The 21,326-nt window shown below is 74.6% G+C and carries 20 protein-coding genes; 14 read left to right on the forward strand and 6 right to left on the reverse strand.

Going from position 1 to position 21,326, the window contains the following annotated elements; genetic code table 11:
- Positions 1 to 235 precede the first annotated feature (235 nt).
- Positions 236 to 2,326: a PhoX family protein gene (locus tag ACDF64_RS02285; RefSeq protein WP_394553178.1), complete on the forward strand. Its 2,091-nt coding sequence runs from the start codon at positions 236 to 238 to the stop codon at positions 2,324 to 2,326.
- A gap of 96 nt (positions 2,327 to 2,422) precedes the next feature.
- Here the strand turns inward: ACDF64_RS02285 and ACDF64_RS02290 are convergent, their stop codons facing one another.
- The 3 genes from ACDF64_RS02290 to ACDF64_RS02300 are packed head-to-tail and all read right to left on the reverse strand — an operon-like array spanning position 2,423 to position 3,740.
- On the reverse strand, positions 2,423 to 2,884 hold the full coding sequence (locus ACDF64_RS02290; RefSeq protein WP_394553180.1) for a VOC family protein: 462 nt from the start codon (positions 2,882 to 2,884) through the stop codon (positions 2,423 to 2,425).
- A 5-nt stretch (positions 2,885 to 2,889) separates the two neighbouring features.
- On the reverse strand, positions 2,890 to 3,366 hold the full coding sequence (locus ACDF64_RS02295; protein ID WP_394553181.1) for an SRPBCC family protein: 477 nt from the start codon (positions 3,364 to 3,366) through the stop codon (positions 2,890 to 2,892).
- Positions 3,363 to 3,740 (reverse strand): ArsR/SmtB family transcription factor, encoded by a 378-nt coding sequence (locus ACDF64_RS02300; RefSeq protein WP_394553182.1) that lies wholly within the window; start codon positions 3,738 to 3,740, stop codon positions 3,363 to 3,365. Before ACDF64_RS02300 ends, ACDF64_RS02295 begins: the two co-directional genes overlap by 4 nt.
- Positions 3,741 to 4,030: 290 nt before the next feature.
- On the opposite strand from ACDF64_RS02300, the gene ACDF64_RS02305 reads away from it, so the two are divergent.
- Positions 4,031 to 4,657, forward strand: coding sequence for a hypothetical protein (locus ACDF64_RS02305; RefSeq protein ID WP_394553183.1), 627 nt, complete (start codon positions 4,031 to 4,033; stop codon positions 4,655 to 4,657).
- A 173-nt stretch (positions 4,658 to 4,830) separates the two neighbouring features.
- On the opposite strand, the gene ACDF64_RS02310 is transcribed toward ACDF64_RS02305, so the two are convergent.
- Entirely contained in the window at positions 4,831 to 5,580 is a 750-nt protein-coding gene (locus ACDF64_RS02310) for a hypothetical protein (RefSeq protein ID WP_394553184.1), read from the reverse strand.
- 280 nt (positions 5,581 to 5,860) lie between these two features.
- Between ACDF64_RS02310 and ACDF64_RS02315 the strand changes: the two genes are divergently transcribed.
- From ACDF64_RS02315 to ACDF64_RS02350, 8 genes are all read left to right on the forward strand, one after another.
- Positions 5,861 to 7,039 carry a sensor histidine kinase gene (locus ACDF64_RS02315; RefSeq protein WP_394553185.1) on the forward strand — a complete coding sequence of 393 codons (1,179 nt, stop codon included), beginning with the start codon at positions 5,861 to 5,863 and terminating at the stop codon, positions 7,037 to 7,039.
- Positions 7,036 to 7,737 (forward strand): response regulator, encoded by a 702-nt coding sequence (locus ACDF64_RS02320; protein ID WP_394553186.1) that lies wholly within the window; start codon positions 7,036 to 7,038, stop codon positions 7,735 to 7,737. The genes ACDF64_RS02315 and ACDF64_RS02320 overlap by 4 nt, the downstream gene beginning before the upstream one ends.
- Positions 7,738 to 7,880: 143 nt before the next feature.
- A complete protein-coding gene (locus ACDF64_RS02325; RefSeq protein WP_394553187.1) occupies positions 7,881 to 9,281 on the forward strand; it encodes an SPFH domain-containing protein in 1,401 nt (466 codons plus the stop codon).
- A gap of 215 nt (positions 9,282 to 9,496) precedes the next feature.
- Positions 9,497 to 9,910 (forward strand): VOC family protein, encoded by a 414-nt coding sequence (locus tag ACDF64_RS02330; RefSeq protein WP_394553188.1) that lies wholly within the window; start codon positions 9,497 to 9,499, stop codon positions 9,908 to 9,910.
- A 98-nt stretch (positions 9,911 to 10,008) separates the two neighbouring features.
- Positions 10,009 to 10,551, forward strand: coding sequence for a VanZ family protein (locus ACDF64_RS02335; protein WP_394553189.1), 543 nt, complete (start codon positions 10,009 to 10,011; stop codon positions 10,549 to 10,551).
- Positions 10,552 to 10,603: 52 nt separating this feature from the next.
- Positions 10,604 to 11,452 (forward strand): NAD-dependent epimerase/dehydratase family protein, encoded by an 849-nt coding sequence (locus tag ACDF64_RS02340; protein ID WP_394553190.1) that lies wholly within the window; start codon positions 10,604 to 10,606, stop codon positions 11,450 to 11,452.
- A gap of 37 nt (positions 11,453 to 11,489) precedes the next feature.
- On the forward strand, positions 11,490 to 12,308 hold the full coding sequence (locus ACDF64_RS02345) for a sulfite exporter TauE/SafE family protein (RefSeq protein WP_394553191.1): 819 nt from the start codon (positions 11,490 to 11,492) through the stop codon (positions 12,306 to 12,308).
- A 32-nt stretch (positions 12,309 to 12,340) separates the two neighbouring features.
- Positions 12,341 to 12,634: a DUF1905 domain-containing protein gene (locus ACDF64_RS02350; RefSeq protein WP_394553192.1), complete on the forward strand. Its 294-nt coding sequence runs from the start codon at positions 12,341 to 12,343 to the stop codon at positions 12,632 to 12,634.
- Between the two features lie 25 nt (positions 12,635 to 12,659).
- Here the strand turns inward: ACDF64_RS02350 and ACDF64_RS02355 are convergent, their stop codons facing one another.
- Positions 12,660 to 14,165: a phytoene desaturase family protein gene (locus ACDF64_RS02355; protein ID WP_394553193.1), complete on the reverse strand. Its 1,506-nt coding sequence runs from the start codon at positions 14,163 to 14,165 to the stop codon at positions 12,660 to 12,662.
- A 122-nt stretch (positions 14,166 to 14,287) separates the two neighbouring features.
- Positions 14,288 to 15,259 (reverse strand): metallophosphoesterase, encoded by a 972-nt coding sequence (locus ACDF64_RS02360; RefSeq protein ID WP_394553194.1) that lies wholly within the window; start codon positions 15,257 to 15,259, stop codon positions 14,288 to 14,290.
- Between the two features lie 358 nt (positions 15,260 to 15,617).
- On the opposite strand from ACDF64_RS02360, the gene ACDF64_RS02365 reads away from it, so the two are divergent.
- From ACDF64_RS02365 to ACDF64_RS02380, 4 genes are all read left to right on the forward strand, one after another.
- The gene (locus ACDF64_RS02365; RefSeq protein ID WP_394553195.1) at positions 15,618 to 16,481 is read left to right on the forward strand and encodes a lytic transglycosylase domain-containing protein; all 864 of its coding nucleotides are present in this window, start codon (positions 15,618 to 15,620) and stop codon (positions 16,479 to 16,481) included.
- A 133-nt stretch (positions 16,482 to 16,614) separates the two neighbouring features.
- Positions 16,615 to 17,166, forward strand: a complete 552-nt coding sequence (locus ACDF64_RS02370) for a hypothetical protein (RefSeq protein WP_394553196.1) — start codon at positions 16,615 to 16,617, stop codon at positions 17,164 to 17,166.
- Between the two features lie 7 nt (positions 17,167 to 17,173).
- Positions 17,174 to 20,329 (forward strand): ATP-binding cassette domain-containing protein, encoded by a 3,156-nt coding sequence (locus ACDF64_RS02375; protein WP_394553197.1) that lies wholly within the window; start codon positions 17,174 to 17,176, stop codon positions 20,327 to 20,329.
- Between the two features lie 154 nt (positions 20,330 to 20,483).
- Positions 20,484 to 21,320, forward strand: coding sequence for a nuclease-related domain-containing protein (locus tag ACDF64_RS02380; protein ID WP_394553198.1), 837 nt, complete (start codon positions 20,484 to 20,486; stop codon positions 21,318 to 21,320).
- Positions 21,321 to 21,326 lie beyond the last annotated feature (6 nt).

Consider the following 21,326-nt stretch of genomic DNA (forward strand, 5'->3'; position numbering starts at 1 on the left):
CCCTCCGACATGATCCACCGGGCCCCGCGGCGGATGCAATGCCCCAGTCCGCGCCATGCGTCCCTTCTCGTCACATGACGTCGCCGAACGTCGCGCGCGGCGTCGGAACGCAACGTTCATCGACCGTCCACGCGGGCGTCGCCCGGCGCGGGATACCGGCGCGCCACGCTGGGCTGCGTGCGTGCGGGCGCCCCCGCGCGCGCACTTCCGGCCGCCCGCGACCCTGGAGATCTCGATGACGATGACCGACGACGACCGCGAGGAGGGCGTGCGCCGCCGCGCCCTGCTCCCCCTCCTGCCGATGCAGGGGCACGCGCTGGGCAAGCGCAGCCCGGTGACCTGCCACCTGAAGTGCGCCGACGCGTGCTTCCACCCGGTCCCGAACGAGACCGGGAACGCCTACTTCCGCGACATCGCCTCGGCGAGCATGAGCCGCCGCACCCTCCTGGCCGGCGCAGCCGTCGGGGCCGCCGCGGTCGTGATCGGCTCGTCCGTCGCGGGCGACGCCCCGGCCGCGTTCGCGGCGCCCGCCGCGTCGGGCAGGCTCCCGTTCACGCCGATCGCGCCGCAGGCCGCCGCGACCGACGCGTTGGTGGTGCCCGCGGGGTACGCGTGGTCGCCGGTCATCCGCTGGGGCGACCCGCTGTTCTCGAAGAAGGACGCGTTCGACCCCGCGCACCAGACGGCCGAGCTGCAGTCCCGTCAGTTCGGGTACAACAACGACTACCTCGACATCATCGAGGGCCCGCTCGGCTATACCGCGGTGCTCGTCGCGAACCAGGAGTACACGAACGAGAACATCATGTTCCCGCCCGCGGCCGACCAGGCCGAGGCCGACGAGCAGCGCCGCGTCGCGATGGCCGCGCACGGCATGGCGCTCGTGCAGCTGTACCGGACCGGCCGGAGGAAGCCGTGGAAGTACGTCGTCGGCGCGCCCCTCAACCGTCGCATCACGGCGAGCACCGAGTTCGCCGTCGACGGTCCCGCCGCAGGCTCCGACCTGCTGAAGACCGCCGCCGACCCGACCGGCCGGAAGGTGCTCGGCACGCTCGGCAACTGCGCGGGCGGCACGACGCCGTGGGGCACGGTCCTGAGCGGCGAGGAGAACTTCAACGGCTACTTCCGCACCGCGGGCACGAGTGACGCCGACCGCCGGTACGGCCTCGTCGACAAGGCGACGGCGCGCGGATGGGAGGGCGTCGATCCGCGCTTCGACGCGCGGACGCCGGGCTTCGAGAACGAGCCGAACCGCTTCGGCTGGATCGTCGAGGTCGATCCGCTCGCCCCGAACGAACCGCCCGTGAAGCACACCGCGCTCGGCCGGCTGAAGCACGAGGGCGCGAACGTCATCGTCGGGAAGTCGGGGCACGTCGCGGCGTACATGGGTGACGACGAGCGGTTCGACTACCTCTACAAGTTCGTCTCGACGAACCGGTACGAGAAGTCGCCGCTACCCGCCGCGCGCCGCCGCAACAAGCAGCTGCTGTCCTCTGGCAGCCTGTACGTCGCGCGGTTCACGGGCGACTCACCCGCGGGCGAGATCACCGGGACGGGCGCGCTGCCCGGCGACGGCGCGTTCGACGGTACGGGCGAGTGGATCCCGCTCGTCGTCGACGGCGTGAGCCACGTGCCCGGCTTCACGACCGAGCAGGTGCTCGTGACCACGCGCCTCGCGGCCGACGCGGTGGGCGCGACGAAGATGGACCGCTGCGAGGACGTCGAGCCGAACCCGAGGACCGGCCGCGTGTACGTCGCGTGCACCAACAACACCGACCGCGGCAAGGCGGGCAAGGAGGGCGCGACCGAGGCGAACCCCCGCTCGAACAACCGCGACGGCCACGTGATCGAGATCACCGAGGCCGGCGGCGACGCCCGCGCGACGACGTTCGGGTGGAGCATCCTGCTGCTCTGCGGCGACCCGGCGACCAACCCCTCGACCTACTTCGCGGGCTTCCCGGCCGACAAGGTGTCGCCGATCTCGTGCCCCGACAACGTCGCGTTCGACTCGGAGGGGAACCTCTGGATCTCGACCGACGGCGCGCCGTCGACGATCGGGACCTGCGACGGCCTGTTCAAGGTGCCGCTCGAGGGCCCGGAGCGCGGACGCGTGCAGCAGTTCCTGTCGGTGCCGCGCGAGTCCGAGACGTGCGGTCCGGTGATCCGCGACGAGGACCGCATGGTCTACGTCGCGGTCCAGCACCCCGGGGAGAACGGGACGTGGGCTGCACAGACGTCGTACTTCCCCGACTACGCCGCGCCGGGCTCGCTCGCGGGCGGCGCCTGGGGCGGCCCGCGGCCGAGCGTCGTGCAGGTCTGGAAGAAGTAGGAGCCGACCGGCGGTCGAGCCCCGCCGGTGGTTGAGCGTGTCGAAACCACCACAGCCAACACGTGGTTTCGACAGGCTCAACCACCGGCGGGACGCTCAGGCGCCGTCGGAGGCCTCCTGCTCGGCGCCGAAGCGCTGCCTGGCCTCGTGCGGGATGAGCGGTCGCTCGGCGCGGGCGCGGATCTGCTGGACCGCCCAGCTGTTGCCGTCGGGATCGGAGAACCCGAAGAAGGTGCCGCCGTCGCGCGGGTCGATCACCATGACCTCGCTGCACTCGACGCCACGGCCGACGAGCTCGGCGCGCGCGGCCTCGGCGTCGGCGACGACGAGCTGCACGCCCTTCAGCGACCCGGGCGCCATCTCGTTCTGCGAGGTCAGCGTGCCGATCACGATCGAGCAGCCCGAGCCGCGGGGGGTCAGCTGCGCGAAGCGCTGGTCACCCGCGTGCGTGTCGTGGTCGAGTGCGAACCCGACCCGGTCGCGGTAGAACTCGACCGCGCGGTCGACGTCGGACACCGGGACGATGACGACCTCGAGGGTCCAGTCCAGCTCGGACATCCGGATCACCCCTCCGCGACGATCGCGTCGAGTCGCTCGTAGCCCTCGCGGAGGCCGCGCTCCATGCCCGACTGGACCATGCCGTCGCGCGCTTCGACGCTCGGGTAGGTCGACCGGACGGCGAGCCGCGTGCGGCCGTCGCCGAGGTCCTCGAAGGCGATCGTCTCGACCGCGACGATGTCGGGCACGCCGTCGAACTCGAAGGTCTGCACGGCGAACTCGCCGTCGCGGACGGTGTGGAACGTGCCGTGGAAGCCCCAGGCGTTGCCCTCGGGGTCGCGGTGCACGTAGCGATAGGCGCCGTGCGTCGTGAAGTCCCACTCCTCGATGTCCATCTCGTACCCGTTCGGGCCGAGCCAGCGGCGGACGAGCTCGGGGTCGCGGTGCGCGCCGAAGACGGCGGCGACCGGCGCGTCGAACTCGCGGACGATCTCGATGAAGGGGAGGCCCTCGGGGGCCGTGATGGTGACGGGGTTGCTCATGATTCCTGCTCCTTGCCTGCGTGCGCGCCGGATTCGGGCGCGCCCGGGTCGGCGAGCAGCGCGTCCAGCGACCGGAAGCGCTGCTCGTGGATCAGCCGGTAGCGGTCGATCCAGGCGGTGAGGTCCTCGAGGGCGGCCGGGGCGAGGTGCACCGGGCGGCGTTGCGCGTCTCGGGTGCGGGTGACGAGCCCGGCGTGCTCGAGGACCTGGATGTGCTTCGAGACCGCCTGCTTGGTGATCTCGAACGGCTCGGCGAGTTCGTTGACCGTGGCCGGTCCGCGGCTGAGCCGGGCGATGATCCCGCGGCGGACCGGGTCGGCCAGGGCGAGGAACGCCCGGTCGAGTCGCGTCTCGGCGCTGGGATCGAACTGCATTGTCAACCTTTCCGTTGATCAATTGATACGTTGATTACACCACCGCCGGCCGGTCGCGTCAACCCCGGAACGCGGATCGCATGCGGGGTGACAGGCGATCCGGCAGCACGCAAGAGGAGGTCGCGATCCCGGAACTCGCTGCGGCATAATCACGAACAGCTGAACTCGCACGGTGTCGAGAAACTCCACCGACCAGAGAGACGTCGACTCACCGTTCGAGCGGCACCGACGAGGGGTGAGCTGATGTCGGCTCGAAAGCTCTTGAGACTGCCTGAGAAGGTCGCGGGACGATGAGCGGCCGCCGCGTCACGGCGACCGTCGCGCTCGGCGCCCTCTGCGGGCTCGCCTGGGCGGCATCCTTCCGCGCGGTGATGAGCGAGTTCGCCGGCTCCGGGTCGACCGTCAGCTGGCTCGACACGTTCGGTGCCGTTCTGCTCCCGGGAGTGATCGTCGGCGGCCTGCTGGGGTGGGCGCACACGATTCGGTTGAGCGGGGGACGCCGCGGCTGGCGTTGGCTCGGTGCCGCGCCGGCAGCGTTCGCCATCGCACCGATGCTCCGTCCCGGCGCCATCGTGGCGTTCGCCACGCAGGGTCTGGGTGGAGGAGCGGTGGCGGTCGCGCTGCTCGCCATCGGCGGAGGATTCGCCATCTCGGGGCGAGGCCGGCTGTGGGCGCGCATCGTGTGCGGCGTGATCAGCGCCCTGCTGATCGTCGGCGTGACGCTCACGACGTTCGGCATCGCAGGACCACGCCTCGCGGTGACCGAGCCGCGGGGCGTCTGGGTCGCACTGCTCGCGTTCTCGCTGCTCATCCTGCTCGCGATCGCGTCGTCGATCCCGTTCCGGCCGGTGATCGAAGCTCGCCCCGCCGACGATGTCGGGGTTGCGGCATCCGAGCGGCGAGATGGAGCTCGATGAGCCGATCGCCGAGATGGCGGCACAGCAGTGGGGTCGAGCTCAGGCCGACAGGGCAGGCGACGCGCTCCCCAGGGGCCAGGGTCGGGCGAAGCCCTCGCCGCCACCGAACGCGCGGATGCCCCGGACGCACCTTCGTGCGCCCGGGGCATCCGCCTCGACCGAGGGGCCGGGGACTACGCGCGCGTCGCGCGCAGCCGGCCGAACACGCGCACGCCCGCCACGACGAGCACCGCGAGCATCGGCGCGGCGCCGAGCGCCGGCAGCAGCGGGAGCGAGTACGGCAGGAACAGCATCCCGGCGTAGCCGACGACGATCGCCGGGATCGCCCACCAGCCGATGACGCCCGCGCGGACCAGGCCGACCACCGCGACGAGCAGGCCCAGCGAGATCAGCGGCGCGATGCCGAACGAGAGCTGGAACATGGGGTGGGAGTACACGGCGTCCGACACGGCCGCCGCGTCGTCGAGCGCGAGCGCGCGCCCGAGCTCGAGGTGCATCCAGTCGGCGAAGAGCGAGCCCGAGTTGCCGGCGAGCGCGAGGGCGGCGAGCAGCGATCCAGCGACCGCGGGGATCGCACCCCGGACGCCGCGCACGAGCCACGGCAGCGCGAGCACGCCGAACGCCATGAGCAGGTTTCCGTAGTGCAGCAGGATCGCCGAGACCTGCGTGAGGACCGAGTCGCGGGCGAGCGACTCGATGTACGAGGCCTTGTCGATGCCCTCCTGGACGGGCGACGTGGCGAGTCCGGCGAAGAACAGGGCCGGCCCGGCGACCAGCGCGACGCCGCCGGCGACGGCGAGCGCGCGGTGGGCGCGGTTCGGGCGGGCCGGCCCCCCGGGTGCGGCGGGGGCGCCGGTGGCCGGCGCGGTGGCGGTCGGCGCGGCCGACGGAACGGATGCCTCGGCGGCGAGGTCGTGGGACATGGCTCCTCCTGAGCGGTTCGATGGTGCGGATGGATGGTGCGGATGGATGTGCGGATCGATCGCGACCCCCGGCCGGCGTGGTGCCGGACCGGGTGCGATGCCGATCACGGTAGGCGCGGCACCGTCGCGGCCGATGCCTTCCCGCGGCCCGAGCGGGCGACCCCGCGGACGACCCGGACGCCGCGCGTGTCATCCGTTCGGATGACCGGCGGCCGACCGGCCCTGCCCTACCGTTGAGGCGCGGACCCGCGGGCGTGCGGGCGCCGCCGAGGAGGAGCCGATGCCGGGATCGATGCCACGGGCGCACTGGATCGTGCCGGCCGTCGCCGCGGCGGCCTTCGCGGTCGTCGGCACCCTCGAGATCGTGCTCGACCCCGTGTTCCGCGCGGCGCCGCTCGCTCCCGCGATCGTGCTCGCACTCGTGGTCGGCGGCACCCTGCTCGCGATCCGCGCGCCGATCGCCGGCACCGTGGTCGTGGCGTCGCTCTTCCCGGTCGGCGTCGTGCTCGGGCTCGACGGGCCCACCGGCGTCGGCGTCCCGGCGTACTTCCTGCTCCCCGGCTGGGCGGGGTACCGTCGCCCGCTGCGGCGCTCCTGGATCGCGCCGCTCGCGGCCCAGTTGCTCGCGACCGCGGGCGTCGCGATCGGCGCGCTCCTGGCGGACGCCGGGGACCTCGCCGCTGCCGTCTGGGAGAACCTCTTCTTCTCGATGCTGGCGTGGGCGTCATGGGCCGTCGGCCTGCTCGCGCGAAGCGCGCGCGACCGGGCCGAGCGCGCGCACCGGCTCGCCGAGGCGCTCGACGCCGAGCGCGAGGCGCGCGAGCACGCGATCCTGGTCGAGGAACGCCAGCGCATCGCGCGCGAGATCCACGACGCGGTCGCGCACTCGGTGAGCGTCATGACGCTCCAGGTCGGTGCGGTGCGCTCGACGCTGCCGCCGGATGCCCCGCAGGCCGAGATGCTCCGCGGCATCGAACGGCTCGGGCGCGAGTCCGTCGCCGAGCTGCGCAGCGTCGTCGGGATCCTCCGCCGCGCCGACGAGGCCGAACCCGCGGCTCCCCCGTCGCTCGACCGGGCCGGCGACCTCGTCGACGAGGTGCGCGCCGCGGGCCTGGACGTCGCGTTCACCGAGACCGGCGAGCGCGCCCCGCTGCCGCGCGCGGTCGACGTGTCGGCCTATCGCGTGCTGCAGGAATCGCTCACGAACGTGCTCCGCCATGCGCCCGGCGCGGGCGCCGACGTCCGCATCGAGCGGAGCCCCGAGCGCGTCGTCCTCGAGGTGCGCAACGGCCGGGCGGACGGCGCGGACGCCGCGGCGCCCGCCGACGGCGTGGGCGGGCACGGACTGGTGGGCCTCCGCGAACGGCTCGCGATGCTCGACGGGCGATTCGAGGCCGGACCCGACCCCGACGGCGGGTTCGCCGTGCGCGCCGAGTTCCCGGTGGGAGCGGCGCGATGACCGGGGCATCCGACGCCCTCGACCCCGGCGGTGCGTCGCGGCCCATCCGCGTCGTGCTCGCCGACGACGAGGCGATGATCCGCGCGGGCCTGCGGATGCTGCTCGAGCACCAGCCCGACCTCGTCGTCGTCGGCGAGGCCGCCGACGGGCTCGACGCGATCGCGGTCGTCCGGCGCACGCGCCCGGACGTCGTGCTCCTGGACATCCGGATGCCCCGCGCCGACGGCCTCGCCGCAGCCCGGGAGATCGTCGCGGCGGGAGATGCGCGCGTGATCATCCTCACGACGTTCGACGACGACCGGAACCTCGCCGAGGCGCTGCGCGCGGGCGTCAGCGGGTTCCTGCTCAAGGTCGCGCCGCCCGAGCAGCTGCTCGCGGCGGTGCGGAGCGTCGCCGAGGGCAATGCGCTGCTCGACCCCGCCGTCACGGTCCGGGTCATCGAGTCGTTCGCATCCGCACCGCGCGTCGACCCTGAGCTCGCGCGCCTCGCGGCCTCCCTCACCGAGCGCGAGCGCGACGTGCTGCGCCGGGTCGCGGCGGGTCGCTCGAACGCCGAGATCGCCGCCGACCTGTACCTCGGCGAGACGACCGTGAAGACCTACCTGTCGCGCGCGCTCGCCAAGCTGTCGCTCCGCGACCGCGTGCAGGCCGTCGTGTTCGCGTACGAGAGCGGACTCGTGCGCACCGGCGGGCGCTGAGGTCCCGACGGCGCCCCCGGATCCGGAGCATCCCCTCCCGTTGCGGTCCGTCGCCCGGTAGCATGCGACCACCCCCCGCGCCCGAGCGGGCCCCATCGCCGGGGCCCACCGCGGGGCCGTCCCCCGAAAGGATCCGCTGCTCCGTGCCCGAGCTCTTCGTCCTCAGTCCCGTCCTCGGCGTCATCGCACTCGTCGCCGTCATCGTCCTCATCGTGTGGATCTACGCGAAGGTCCTCTACAAGAACGTCAGCCCCGACGAAGCGGTGATCATCACCGGCAAGCGCTCGAAGCGGCGAGTCGTCGACGGCATCGAGACCGAGCAGTCGGGCCAGCGCGTCGTGCACGGCCAGGGCGTCTGGGTCATGCCGTTCTTCCAGAAGGCGCACAAGATCTCGCTGCGCTCGCGCGCGATCGACATCCAGGCCGTCGCGCAGACCGCGAACGGCATCACGATGAACGTCGACGCGGTCGCCATCGTCAAGGTCGGCGACACCGACGCCGCCATCCGCGCCGCCGCGCAGCGCTTCCTCGGGCAGGACAAGAACATCGACGGGTTCGCGCTCGAGGTGCTGTCGGGCTCGCTGCGTTCCTCGGTCGGCGCCACCGACGTCATCACGATCATCAACAAGCGCGACGAGCTCAGCGCCGCGGTGCTCGACATCGCCCGCAAGTCGCTCGAGAACCAGGGCCTCGACGTCGACTCGTTCGAGATCAAGGGCATCAGCGACTCGAACGGCTACATCGAGGACCTCGGGCGTGCCGAGCAGGCCAAGGTCCGCAAGCAGGCCGAGGTCGCCGAGTCGCAGGCCACGCGCGAGTCCCGCGAGGCGCAGATCGCCGCCGAGCAGGCCGTCGCCGAGCGCGAGGCCGCCCTCGCCCTGCGCAAGGCCGAGCTGCAGCGCCAGACCGACAAGGCCGTGGCCGAGGCATCCGCCGCGAAGCCGCTCGCCGAGGCGCTCAGCCAGCAGGAGGTCGTCGCGCAGCAGGAGATCACCGCGCAGAAGAAGGCGAGCCTGCGCAAGGCCGAGCTCGAGAGCGAGGTGAACGCGGTCGCCGACGCCGAGGCGTACAAGGTGCGCGTGACCGCCGAGGCCGCCGCGCAGGCCGCACGCCTCCGGGCCGAGGCCGACCGCGACGCGCGTCGCGCCGCCGCCGAGGCGCTCGCCTCCGAAGGCGCCGCCGAGGCCGAGGCGATCCACGCGAGGGGCCAGGCCGAGGCATCCGCGACCAAGGCCGCGGCCGAGGCGGTCGCCGAGCAGTCCGAGGCGCTCCTCCAGATGCGCCTCATCGAGGTGCTGCCCGCGCTCGCCCGCGAACTCGCCGCGCCCATGGGCAACATCGACCAGCTCACGGTCGTGTCGACCGACGGCGCGAGCCAGCTCGCCCGCAACGCCGTCTCGGGCATCACCGAGGTCGACGCCATGCTCGGCTCGACCATGGGCCTCACGATCCGCGACCTGCTCGGGTCGGTCGTCGGCGGCGCGGCCGCGGGCAACGCCGCGCGGGCGGGCACCGTCACCGTCGGCGGCGAACCGGTCGCCTGACCTCCGGGTCGCCCACGGATCGAGGGGCGGTCGCGCGAACGCGCGGCCGCCCCTCGTCGCACGTCCGGGGCGGACCCGTCGCGCACGCCGGGCCGTCCCCGGTTCCTGCCCCCTCGCGGATGTCGGTCGCGAGGAGCAGAATCGCCCGTGGCGACGGCGCACGAGACCGCGCACGCGACGACGCACCGATACGACGCACACGAAGGGACGACATCATGACGGTCACGCTGAACCCCTACGTCAACTTCGACGGGAACGCCCGCGAGGCGCTCGAGTTCTACCACTCGGTCTTCGGCGGCGAACTCCTCACGAGCACGTTCGGCGAGTACGGGCAGGGCGACGGGCCCGACGCCGACAAGCTCATGCACGGGCAGCTCAACGGCCCCGGGCTCACGCTCATGGCGGCCGACACGCCCGCCGGCGTCCCGTACCAGCAGCCCGTCGGCTTCTCGATCTCGCTGTCCGGCGGCAACGACGAGGATGCCACGCTCCGCGGCTACTGGGCGCAGCTCTCCGAGGGCGCGACGATCGTCGAGCCGCTCGAGGTCGCCCCGTGGGGCGACGCGTTCGGCATGCTCACCGACCGGTTCGGCATCGGCTGGCTGGTGAACATCTCCGGCCAGGCCTGAGCGCGGTTCCGGAACGGCGCACCCGCGTCGGGCGAACTCCCAGCGAATCGCCCGGATATGTGGGGCCGGTTCGTAGCGAGCCGCGACAGGGTTGGAGGATGACCCGCCGCGCCGTGCTCGCCCTCGCCACCGCGGCGTACCTCGCCGTCGTCGCCTGGGCGACCCTCGGCACGGTGTCGTGGCACCCGATCGGCTGGGAGGCCGAGTACGGCGTGCTGACGCCGTCCATCTGGGTCGACCCGGACACGTGGGCCATCGGCTCGCCGCGCGAGTTCGTCGCGAACGTGGCGATGTTCGTGCCGCTCGCGGCCCTCTTCGCGCTGCTGCTCGGCCCGCGCCGCTGGCTCGGCGCGCTCACGGCGGCCATCGGCGTCAGCGTCGCGATCGAGCTCGTCCAGATCCCCCTCGACGACCGGATCTCCGACCCGCGCGACCTGCTCGCGAACTCGATCGGCGCGGCCATCGGCGTCGCCGCGGTCGGGATCGGCTGGATCGTGCTCGCCATCGCGCGGACGGCATCACGGCTGTTCCGACGGAGCGCGGGTCCGGCGAACGACCCGGGCGCCGGCGGCGGGGCCGTCGCCGATGCGGCGCCGAAGACGGCCCCGACGCGACCCGAGCTCAGTCGAACGGGCCGCTGAGCCGGGCGACGCCGCGGGGCGGGGCATCCTTCGCGGTGGGAGACTGGGGACCATGCGCATCGTGGTCACCGGCGGCTCGGGCAAGCTCGGCCGCACCGTCGTCCGAACCCTCCGCGAGGAGGGCCACCAGGTCGTCAACGTCGACCGACTCGGCGAGCGCGGCGCGGTCGTCCACGTCGACCTCACCGACTACGGGCAGGTGATCGACGCGCTCGCGGGCATCGACGAGCAGCACTCGGGCACCGACGCGATCGTGCACCTCGCGGCGATCCCCGCGCCCGGACTCGTGAACGACGTCGCGACCTTCCGCAACAACCTGCTGTCGACCTACCACGTGCTGCAGGCCGCGCGGCGGCTCGGCGTGAAGCGGGTCGTGACGGCGTCGAGCGAGACCGTGCTCGGACTCCCGTTCGACGTGCCGCCGCCCTACATCCCGGTCGACGAGGACGTGACCAGCCCCGAGTCGACCTACTCGCTCGTGAAGCACCTCGAGGAGCAGCTCGCGATCCAGCTCGTGCGGTGGGATCCGGAGCTTTCGATCACCGCCTTCCGGTTCTCGAACGTCATGGACCCCGAGGACTACGCGGCGTTCCCGTCGTTCGACGCCGACGCACGACTGCGCAAGTGGAACCTCTGGGGCTACATCGACGCGCGCGACGGCGCACAGGCGGTGAGCCTCGCCCTGCGGAACGCGAAGCCCGGCTTCGAGCGGTACGTGATCGCGGCCGCCGACACCGTCATGTCCCGGCCGAACGCCGAGCTCGTCGCCGAGGTGTTCCCCGGCGTCGAGGTGCGCGGCGACCTCGGCGTGAACGACACCCTGCTGTCGATCGACAAGGCGCGGCGCGAGCTGGGCTTCGCCCCGCAGCACTCGTGGCGCGACGAGGTCGCCCCCGGCTGAGGCATCCGCTCGTGTGACGCCCCGTTACGCTGGGCGGGTGACCTCCCCCGCACCCGCCGAGTCCCAAGCCCCCGTCGGCGTGCTCCGACTCGTCGTGATCGGCCTGGCCGGCGGGTTCCTCTCGGGCCTGTTCGGGGTCGGCGGCGGCATCATCATGGTGCCGTTGCTGATGTGGCTCGCGCGCCTCGACCAACGGCGCGCCTCGGCGACGTCGCTCGCGGCGATCCTCCCGGCGTCGATCGCCGGCTCGATCGGCTACCTCGTCGGCGGCCAGGTCGACTGGCTCGCGGCGCTCTTCGTCGCGATCGGCAGCATCGCCGGGTCCTGGATCGGCGCGCTGCTGCTGCGGCGCCTGCCGCTCACCGTGCTCCGCTGGGGCTTCATCGCACTGCTCGTGCTCATCGCGATCCGCATGCTGCTGGTCGACGTGCCCGAGCGCGGCGAGGCGCACATCGAGATCACCCCGCTCATCGCGGTGCTCCTGCTCGGGTTCGGGCTGTTCGTCGGCATCGCGTCGGGCCTGTTCGGCATCGGCGGCGGGCTGATCATGGTGCCGGTCTTCATCGGCGGGTTCGGGATGGGCGACCTCGTGGCGAAGGGCACGTCGCTGCTCGTCATGATCCCGACCTCGATCACGGGCACGGTCGCGAACGTGCGTGCGAAGCTCGTGGACCTGCGCCAGGGGCTCACGGTCGGCATCGCGGCGGTCGTCGCGTCGTTCGGCGGCGTCGCGATGTCGTTCTGGCTCTCGCCGGACGTCGCGACGTGGCTCTTCGTCGTGCTGCTGGCGTTCGTCATCGTGCAGCTCTCGATCCGGGCGATCCGGGCGCAGCACGCGGCGAGAAGACGGGGCTGAGCCCCGTCGGACCGACGCGATAACGTGCGGGCATGCGTTTCACGTTCACCGCGCCGCTCTGGGAGTGGGAGGCCCAGGGCGGATGGTTCTTCGTCTCCCTCCCCGAGGAGGCGAGCGCCGACATCCGCGAGGTGCCGCGCATGCCGCGCGGCTTCGGGGCGGTGAAGGTGCGCGTCCGCGTCGGCGGCACCCGGTGGACGACCTCGGTGTTCCCCGACTCCAAGCGGGGCGCGTACGTGCTGCCGGTGAAGCAGTCCGTGCGGAAGGCCGAGGGGCTCGTCGCCGGCGGCCCGGTCGAGGTCGACCTCGAGGTCGTCGACCTTTGACCCCGTCGGCCCGCACCGCGTCGGCTCAGACGGACTCCGGTGCGAGGCGCGGGGTCCAGGAGAGCCCGAACTCGTGGCGCAGGGCGCTGCGCGCCGCGTACCAGCCGGCGAGCCCGTGCACGCCGGGGCCGGGCGCCGCGGCGGCCGACGCGAGGTAGACGCCGCGGGCGGGGGTCCGCCACGGGTCGGCGGAGAGCACGGGGCGCCGCACGAGCTGGCGGAGGTCGGGCTCGCCCGTCGCGATGTCGCCGAGGAGGTAGTTCGGGTTGTGCAGCTCGGTGTCGACCGCGGTGCCGCTCGAGACCGCGAGGATCGTGTCCCGGAATCCGGGCGCGAACCGTTCGATCTGCGCGATCACCGCCTCGGCGCGGTCGACGCCCGAGCCGCGCGGCACGTGGGTGTACGCCCACAGCACGTGGCGACCCTCGGGCGCGCGCGACGGGTCGAACCGGCTCGGCTGCGACACGAGCACGTACGGGGCATCCGGATGGCGGCCGCGCCCGACCGCGTTCTCGGCGGCGGCGATCTCGGCGCGCGTGCCGCCGAGGTGGAGCGTGCCCGCGTTCCGGAGCTCGGGATCGGCCCACGGGACCGGCTCCGAGAGCGCGAAGTCGACCTTCGCGACCGCGTTGCCGATGCGCACCCCGTCGAGCGTGCGGAGGTACCGCTCGGGCAGGCGGTCGGCCGCGAGGCGGGCGAGGGCGCGCGCGCTCGTGTCGAGGAGCACGGCCCGCACGGGCGGGAGCTCGGCGAGCGAGCGCACGTCGTGCCCGGTCACGACCTCGCCGCCGTGCGCGACGAGGTCGTCGACCATCGCGTCGGTGATCGCCTGGCTGCCGCCGATGGGGATCGGCCAGCCGCGCGCGTGGGCGTACGCGCCGAGCGCGAGTGCCCCGCCGGCCGCGCCGAGGCTCGGCAGCGGCAGGATCGCGTGCGCGGCCAGCCCGGTGACCATCGCGGGGGCGACGTCGCCCGCGAAGCCGGCGTCCCATCCCGGACCGCCCTGCCAGAGCGCCCTGAAGCCGAATCGGAGGACGGTGAGCGGATGCCTCGGCACGCCCACGAGCGACGAGCCGGTGCAGCGCGCGACCTGGTCCGCGCGCCGCGCGAGCGGCCCCATCAGGCGCCGGTACGCCGCGCCGTCGACGCCGAGCCCGGCGACCGTGCGGTCGAGGTCGCGCCACGCGAGGCCCGAGCGTCCGCCGTCGAGCGGGTGCGCGTAGGAGAGGTCGGGCACGGCGAACCCGATCCGCCGTTCGAGCCCGAACGCGCGGAAGAACCCGGAGGCGAGGCCGAGCGGATGCACCGCCGAGCAGCGGTCGTGCCGGAAGCCGGGCAGGGTGAGCTCGAGCGTGCGGGCGCCGCCGCCGACGGTCGCCTCGCGTTCGATGACGCGGACGGCGAGCCCGGCGCGCGCGAGCGTGACGGCCGCGGCGAGCCCGTTCGGGCCGGACCCGACGACGATCGCGTCGAGGTCGGCGTCGCGGATGGGCGGACGCGCCGCGATGACCGCGCCGTCGCGTCCGGCCATGCGCACTCCCCCCGTCGGTTCCGAGGCTACGCGCCCTCGGTGCCACGGGCGACCGGGTGCGGCGCGATCACGGCGGCGATGGGTGCGGCGCGATCACCGCGGGTCGATCGCGTACGGCGCGATCACAGCAGGTGGATCGGCTGCGTCTCCGCGCCGGCCCGGTGGAGCATCGCGTCGATCTCGTCGCGGGTCGGCCCGGTCGCCGTGATGTGCGGGGCCGGGTCGGCGATCCGCACGCCGGCCGCCTCGAGCCGGATCGCGACCTCGGCGGCGTCGACCCCCGCGAGCAGCGGGAACGCGCCGACAGGCACGACCGAGTGCAGCACGGCATCGGGGTGGACGTGCACGAGGTTGAACGACTGCGCGCCGTCGCGCGTGCGCACCGCGCCGACCGGCGCGTGGAGGTCGACCGTCCAGCTCGCGGACGAGGCGACGGAGACCGGGATGCCGGCGAACACGCCGCTCGCCGGGTGGTGCAGGTGGCCGGCGAGGATCGAGCGGATGTCGCTGGCCTCGACGACCTCGGCGAGCGCGCGCTGGCCGTGCAGCTCGTCGGCGGCGGCGAGGTCCGTCGCGCCGGGCAGCGGCGGATGGTGCATCGCGAGGAGCGTGCCGTCCGGGGCATCCGTCGCGAGTTCCTCGGCGAGCCAGTCGAGCTGGGCGTCGGCGAGCTCGCCGTACCGTGCTCCGGGCGCGGTGGTGTCGAGCGTGATGACGCGCAGCCCGCCGAGCTCGTAGACGCGATCGACGGGGCGGTGCATGCCCGGCGGCTGGTCGAGCAGGTGCTCGCGGAAGGCCGCCCGGTCGTCGTGGTCGCCCATGACCCAGATCGCCTGGGCTCCGAGGCGCTCGAGGACCGGGTCGACGATGGCGCGGAGCATCCGGTACGCGTCGGGTTCGCCGCGGTCGGCGAGGTCGCCGGTGCACACGACGGCGTCGACCGGTCGACCGGATTCCTCGATCTCCTCGAGCATCCGTCGCAGGTGCGAGGCGCCGTCGGCGGGTCCGCCGTCGGAGTCGGCGCGGAGGTGGAGATCGGAGATGTGGATGAGGTGGTGTGTCGGCCGTTGGTGTTCGGCCGTCCGGATCGTCATGGGTAGGCCCCCATCTTCGACACGGCGTGCCATCGCACGTCTTGGCCTCGCAGACTAACCGGTCCAGCCGGTGTCCCGGCCACCCAGTTCGGGGGTGTCTGAATTCGTGATCCGAACGTGATCGGCCGTTCTTCCGGGCTCCGGGGCCCGCGGCGGACCGCCGCAGGCCGCCCGTCGAGCAGCCGGCGCGGCCGGTCGGCACCCCGCGCGACCCGCCGGCCACTGCGTCCGTTACCGACTTGTGACCTGAGCGGGCCTCGCGTAGGGTGCACGGAACTGGACTTGCCCGGGTCCTGCGACCCGCGGCCGAACAGAGACGGGTCGATGCGCCGGCGGGTGCGCGGCCCCGGGGGAACGCATGACGAACAGCACCGCCTCGGGTCGGGGGACCCGTTCCACGTGGACCGCCCGCGTCGTCGCCGCCCTGGCGGTCGCCGGCCTCGCGCTCACCGCGGGCACCGGCTTCATGCTGAGTGCGACCGACGCGGCCGCGCGATCGGAGGCCGAGACCGCCGCGCTCCGGGTCGCCGCGGCCAACGACCGCACGCAGCTCGCGGTCGGTTCGGACATCCTGCACGCCCGCGCGACCGGAGCGGCCGACGCCGCGATCGCCCAGGCGACCGCCGTCGTGGCCGCCGCCGCGGGCAAGGCCGATGCCGCACCGCTCGCCGCGACGCTCGACCAGCTCGGCGCGGCCGACCTCATCTCCCCGGCGCGCGTGTACGAACTCGTCGCGGCGGCCCAGGCGCAGTCCGCCGACGTGAGCGCCGCCGTCGCGGAGTTCGACCGCGTCGAGGCCGAGCGCCGGGCCGCCGAGGAGGCCGCGCGGAAGGCGGCCGAGGAGGCCGCGGCCCGCGCCGCCGCCGAGGCGGGCGCCGGCGGGGCCTCGGGCGGATCGACGCCCCGGCCGCCCGCCAACCCGAGCGAGGCGCAGCAGATCGCCCGCGAGATGGGCGCCGCACGCTACGGGTGGGGCGACGACCAGTTCGGATGCCTCGTCGCGGTGTGGGACTACGAGTCGCACTGGAACGTGTACGCCCAGAACGCGAACGGCGCCTACGGGATCCCGCAGGCCCTGCCCGGCTCGAAGATGGCCTCGCACGGCGCCGACTGGCAGACCAACCCCGCGACCCAGATCTCGTGGGGCATCGACTACATCCATGGCCGGTACGGCGACCCGTGCGGGGCTTGGGCGCACATCGAATCGGCCGGATGGTACTGAGCGGCCGCCCCGGCCGCCGCCCCGGCCGCGGTCCCGGCCGCCGCGCCGGCCGCTCGACGCGCCGGTCGCGCGGGCGGGCGACCCGGAGCGAAACGAGACGATCCGCGACCGCGGGCGCCCATAGGCTGGGCGGATGACTTCGCGCGCCCCCCTCGCCCTCGCCGCCCTGTCCCTCGCCCTGCTCGGCCTCGCCGGCTGCTCCTCCGCCGCCCCCGAGGCATCCGATGCCGTCACGCCGTCGCCGACCGCCGAGGCCGCCGAGAGCACCGACGCGGGCGACTGCGCGGGCGTCGTCGTCATCGTCGACACCGCCGACCTCGAGACCCCCGACGACCCCTCGCTCAGCACGTGCGTCGACGCCGACGCCCCCGTGCTCGCCGCCGACCTGCTCGCCGAGGCGGGCGTCACGACCGAGGGCACCCAGGAGTACGGCGACCAGGTGGTGTGCCGCGTGAACGGCGTCCCCGCGGAGGACCTCGCGATCCCCGCCCCCGACGGCACCGAGTACCACGAGGCGTGCGCCTCGATGCCGGCCGCGTTCGCCTACTGGTCGCTGTGGGTGAGGCCCGCCGACGGCGAGTGGGGCTACGCGCAGGAGGGTCTCGAGACGCTCGAGGTCGCCCCGGGCGACTCGCTCGAGCTGCTGTTCACCCTGAACGACCAGCCGGCGTCGCCGACCTCGTGATCGGCTGATGCTGCGATACCGGCCCGGTCCGATCCGCCAGGCGGCGATCCTCGCCGCCGGGTTCATCGTCCTCCGGGTCGCGTATCGCGCGCTCTTCCACGGCCTCGACGGCTCGGGCGCGGTGCTGCTCGACCTGCCCGCCGTGCGGCTGCCCGATCCGTTCGCGCACGTCGTGCTGTTCGGGCCGATCACGGTCGGCGGCATCGGGGTGGCGGTCGCGAGCGCCCTGCCCATCGCGCTCGTGATCCTCGCGTTCGGCGTGCTGAACGCGGTCGTCGACCTGTCGAGGGTGTTCGCGCGCGCCGCGCGCCGCGGACCGGTGAGCGGGCTGTCGCGCGCGCTCGTGATCGCGTGGGCGACCTTCCCCGGTCTCGGCGACGCCGTGCGCGCCGTGCGCCTCGCCCGCCGGCTCCGCGGCGAACGCGGCGCGGCGACCCTGCTCGTCCCGGTCTTCGAGCGCACGGTCGAGCGGGCGCTCGCGGTCGCGGCCGCGATGGAGGTGCGCGGGTTCACCGCGAGCCGACGGGTCGAGGGCGCGTGCGCGCGCCCCGTCGTCGCGCACGATGCGGTGCTCCGGCGCCCCGACGGCTGGACCCTCGAGGTCGGGGACCTCGAGCTCGCGCCCGGCACGCTCGCGCTCGTGGCCGGGCCCACGGGCTCCGGCAAGTCGAGCCTCCTCGACGCGCTGAGCGGCATGTTCTCGCACGCCGAGGGCGGGTCGCTCTCGGGCGTCGTGCGGGTCGGCGACGTGGATCGGGCGGCCGTCCCGCCCCGCGAGACCGCGGGCTTCGTCGGCGTGGTCCGCCAGGATCCCCGCTCGGGGTTCGCGAGCGAGACCGTGCACGCCGAGATCGGCTTCGCGCTCGACGTCCGCGGCGTCGCACCCGTCATCGTCGCCGACCGGGTGCGCGAGGTCGCCGGGCACGTGGGCGTCGCGCACCTGCTCGACCGGGACATCCGCGCGCTGTCGGCGGGCGAGGCGACGCTCGTCGCGATCGCCGCGGCGATCGTCGAACGGCCGTCGCTCGTGCTCGTCGACGAACCGCTCGCCGACCTCGACCGCGCCGCGCGACGACGGGTCGCCGACCTGCTGGGCGCGCTCGCGCACGAGGCGGGCGTGTGCGTCGTCGTCGCGGAGCACCGCGTCGCCGAGCTCGCGCCGGTCGCCGACGTCGCGCTCGAGATCGAGGGCGGCCGGCTGCGGCCGCTCCGCTCGGCCGAGCCCGGGGAGGCCCCCGGCCGGACGCCGAGCGCGGCGAGCGCCCCGGACGCCGACCCGGCCGCGATGGATGCCCCCGCCGCCGCGCTGCGGCGCGCGCTGCCGTCGGGCGCCGTCGAGCCGGTGCTCCGGGTCAGCGGCCTGACCGTCGTGCACGCGGGCCGCACCGCGGTCGAGGATGCCTCGCTCGAGGTCGCCCCCGGCGAGATCGTCGCGCTCGCGGGCCCGAACGGCGCGGGCAAGTCGAGCCTGCTCGTCGCGACGGCCCTGCCGACCGCCCGTGGCACGGTGCACGTCGGCGGCTTCGACGCGGCGCGGCTCGACGATCGCGAACGACGCGCGTCGGTCGCGCTCGTCCCCGAGGCGTCCGACGACCTGTTCGTGACGCTCACCGCCGCCGAGGAGTGCCGTCGTGCCGATCGCGGGTCCGGCGCGGAGCCGGGCACGACCGCGAGCCGGTTCCTCGGATTCCTCGGGGTCGACGGGGCGGCCGCCGATCGGCTGCTCGCCCGGCACCCTCGCGACCTCTCGGCCGGCGAGCGGCGCTGCCTCGCCCTCGCGGTGCAGCTCGCGGCCGACCCGAGCGTGCTGCTGGTCGACGAGCCGACGCGCGGCCTGGATGCGGACGCCCGACGGCTCGTGTCCCGTGCGCTCATCGCGGTCGCGGGCCGGGGCGGGGCGGTCGTCGTCGCGACCCACGACCGCGCGTTCGCGGATGCGCTGGCCGACCGGATCGTGCCCGTCCGCGCGGGCGTCGTCGGCGGGGACCCGGGAGCCGACCTGTTCGAGCGGGGCGACGACCGGTCGCTCGACGCACCCGGCGCGCAGGCGGCGGCGATGCCCGAGGAGACCGCCGCCGGGGCATCCGACGCGTCGATCGCGACCGCCGGCGGTGCGAGCGCGACCGGTGCGAGCGCGGACGGTGCGAGCGCGGACGGTGCGAGCGCCGAACCGCCGACGGCGTCCGACGCCGGACCGGGCGGGGTCCGCGGGCGCTCGCACCGCGGCCGCCCCGGCCGCGACCGACCCGGCATCGGCCGCCCCCTCCGCGACCGCCTCACGGGCGTCGTCCTCGCGCTCGGCACGCTCGCCGCCGTCGCCGCGTTCGCCTGGCCGCTGCTCGCGCCGGCCCTCCCGTCCCAGGCCCAGGCGGCCGCGCCCGTCGCGGCGCTCGCCCTCGCGCCGTTCGCGCTCGCGGTGCTCGTCGTCGCGCTCGACGAGTCGGTGCGCTCGGCGCGCGTGCTCGCGCTGCTCGGCACGCTCGCCGCGGTCGGCGCGGCCGTCCGCGTCGCGGGCACCGGCGTCGGCGGCGTCGAGGCCGTGTTCGTGCTGCTCATCATCGGCGGACGCGTGTTCGGCGCACGGTTCGGATTCCTCCTCGGCGTGCTCGTCATCCTGCTGTCCTCGACCATGCAGGGCGGGTTCGGCCCGTGGACCCCGTTCCAGGCGTTCGCGTGCGGCTGGGTCGGTGCGGGCGCGGGCCTGCTCCCACGCGGTCGCGTCGGGCGCGACGCCCGGGATCCGGGAACGCGCGCCGCACGCGCGCGGCGCGCGCGCGGCCGCGAGATCGCGCTGCTGTCGGCCTACGGCGTGGTCGCGTCGTACGCGTTCGGCCTCGTGATGAACCTGTGGTTCTGGCCGTTCGCGGTCGGCGCGGGCGCCGGCATCTCCTACGTGCCGGATGCCCCGCTCGCGCAGAACCTCGGCAGCTTCCTGCTCTACTCGCTCGTCACGTCGACCGCGAGCTGGGACACCCTGCGTGCGATCACCTCGGTCGTCGGCCTCGTCGTCGCCGGGCCCGCCGCGCTCGCGGCGCTGCGGCGCGCGGTCGTCGACGACCGCCCGGGTGCGGGAGCGGGCGCCCGCGACGGATCCCGAGGCTCCTCCCGCGCCGTCCCGCCGAGTGCCACCGACCGGCGGTCGGTCGCCGCGCCGCGCTCCTGACCCGGACCCCGCGCGCGCCGCGCGCCTGACCCGGACCCCGCGCGCGCCGCGCGCCTGACCTGAACCGCGCGCGTCCCGCGCGCCTGCCTGACCGGGCACGTCCCGCGTTCTGGGGAATCGGCACGGCGCGCCGCGCGGCCTAGCGTTGGGTCCCATGCACGCCTCGCCGCCGACCACGCCCGTGCCGGGCCGCCGGACGGCGAGCGACCTCCGCGACCGGGTGCCCGCGCACGCGCTCATGGTCGAGGCGGTCCGCCACGCGAAGGACGACCCGGACGGACGGATCCCGACCGGCGAGCGCACCCGAGACGACGGGGTCCACGGCGAACGCCTCGTCGGCGCGATCCTCGCCCACGTCGGCCCCGAGTGGCTCGTGCTCCATTCGGTGCCGGTCGGCGCGGGCGAGGCCGACATCGACCACGTGCTCGTCGGTCCGCCCGGTGTCGTGGCGATCACGACGCTGCACCGCCCGGGGAGGTCGGTCCGGGTCTGCGGACGGACCTCGATGGTCGGCGGCCGACGCGTCCCCCACCTGCGCACCGCGGTCCACGAGGCGAAGCGCGCCGCCCGGCTGCTGACCACCGCGGTCGGCTTCCCGGTCGAGGCGATCGGCGTCGTCGCGGTCGTCGGCGCGGGCCGCATCGCGTTCGCGTCCCCGCCCGACGGCGGCGACATCGCACTGCACGTCGTCACCGACGCGGAGTTGCTCGCGACGCTGCCGACCGGACGCCGGTACTCCGACGCCCAGCTCGATCGGATCGTCGCCGCCGCGGTCCTGCCCGGCACCTGGCAGCGGCAACCGTCGTCGCTCGTCACGCGCGAGGACGGCGCGTTGCTCGCGGCCGAGTTCGACGCCCTCCACTGCGCCGCCCGGCGCCGCGAGGTCGCCGAGCGATCCCGGCGCGTGGGCCGGGGCCTGCTCGCGGCGATGGCCGGCGTCGCCGCGACCGTCGCCGGGGCGTGGGTCGTCCAGTCGCTGCTCGCGGGGTGAGCCGCC

This window comes from Agromyces sp. MMS24-JH15 (assembly GCF_043518605.1).
Classification (GTDB): Bacteria; Actinomycetota; Actinomycetes; order Actinomycetales; family Microbacteriaceae; genus Agromyces.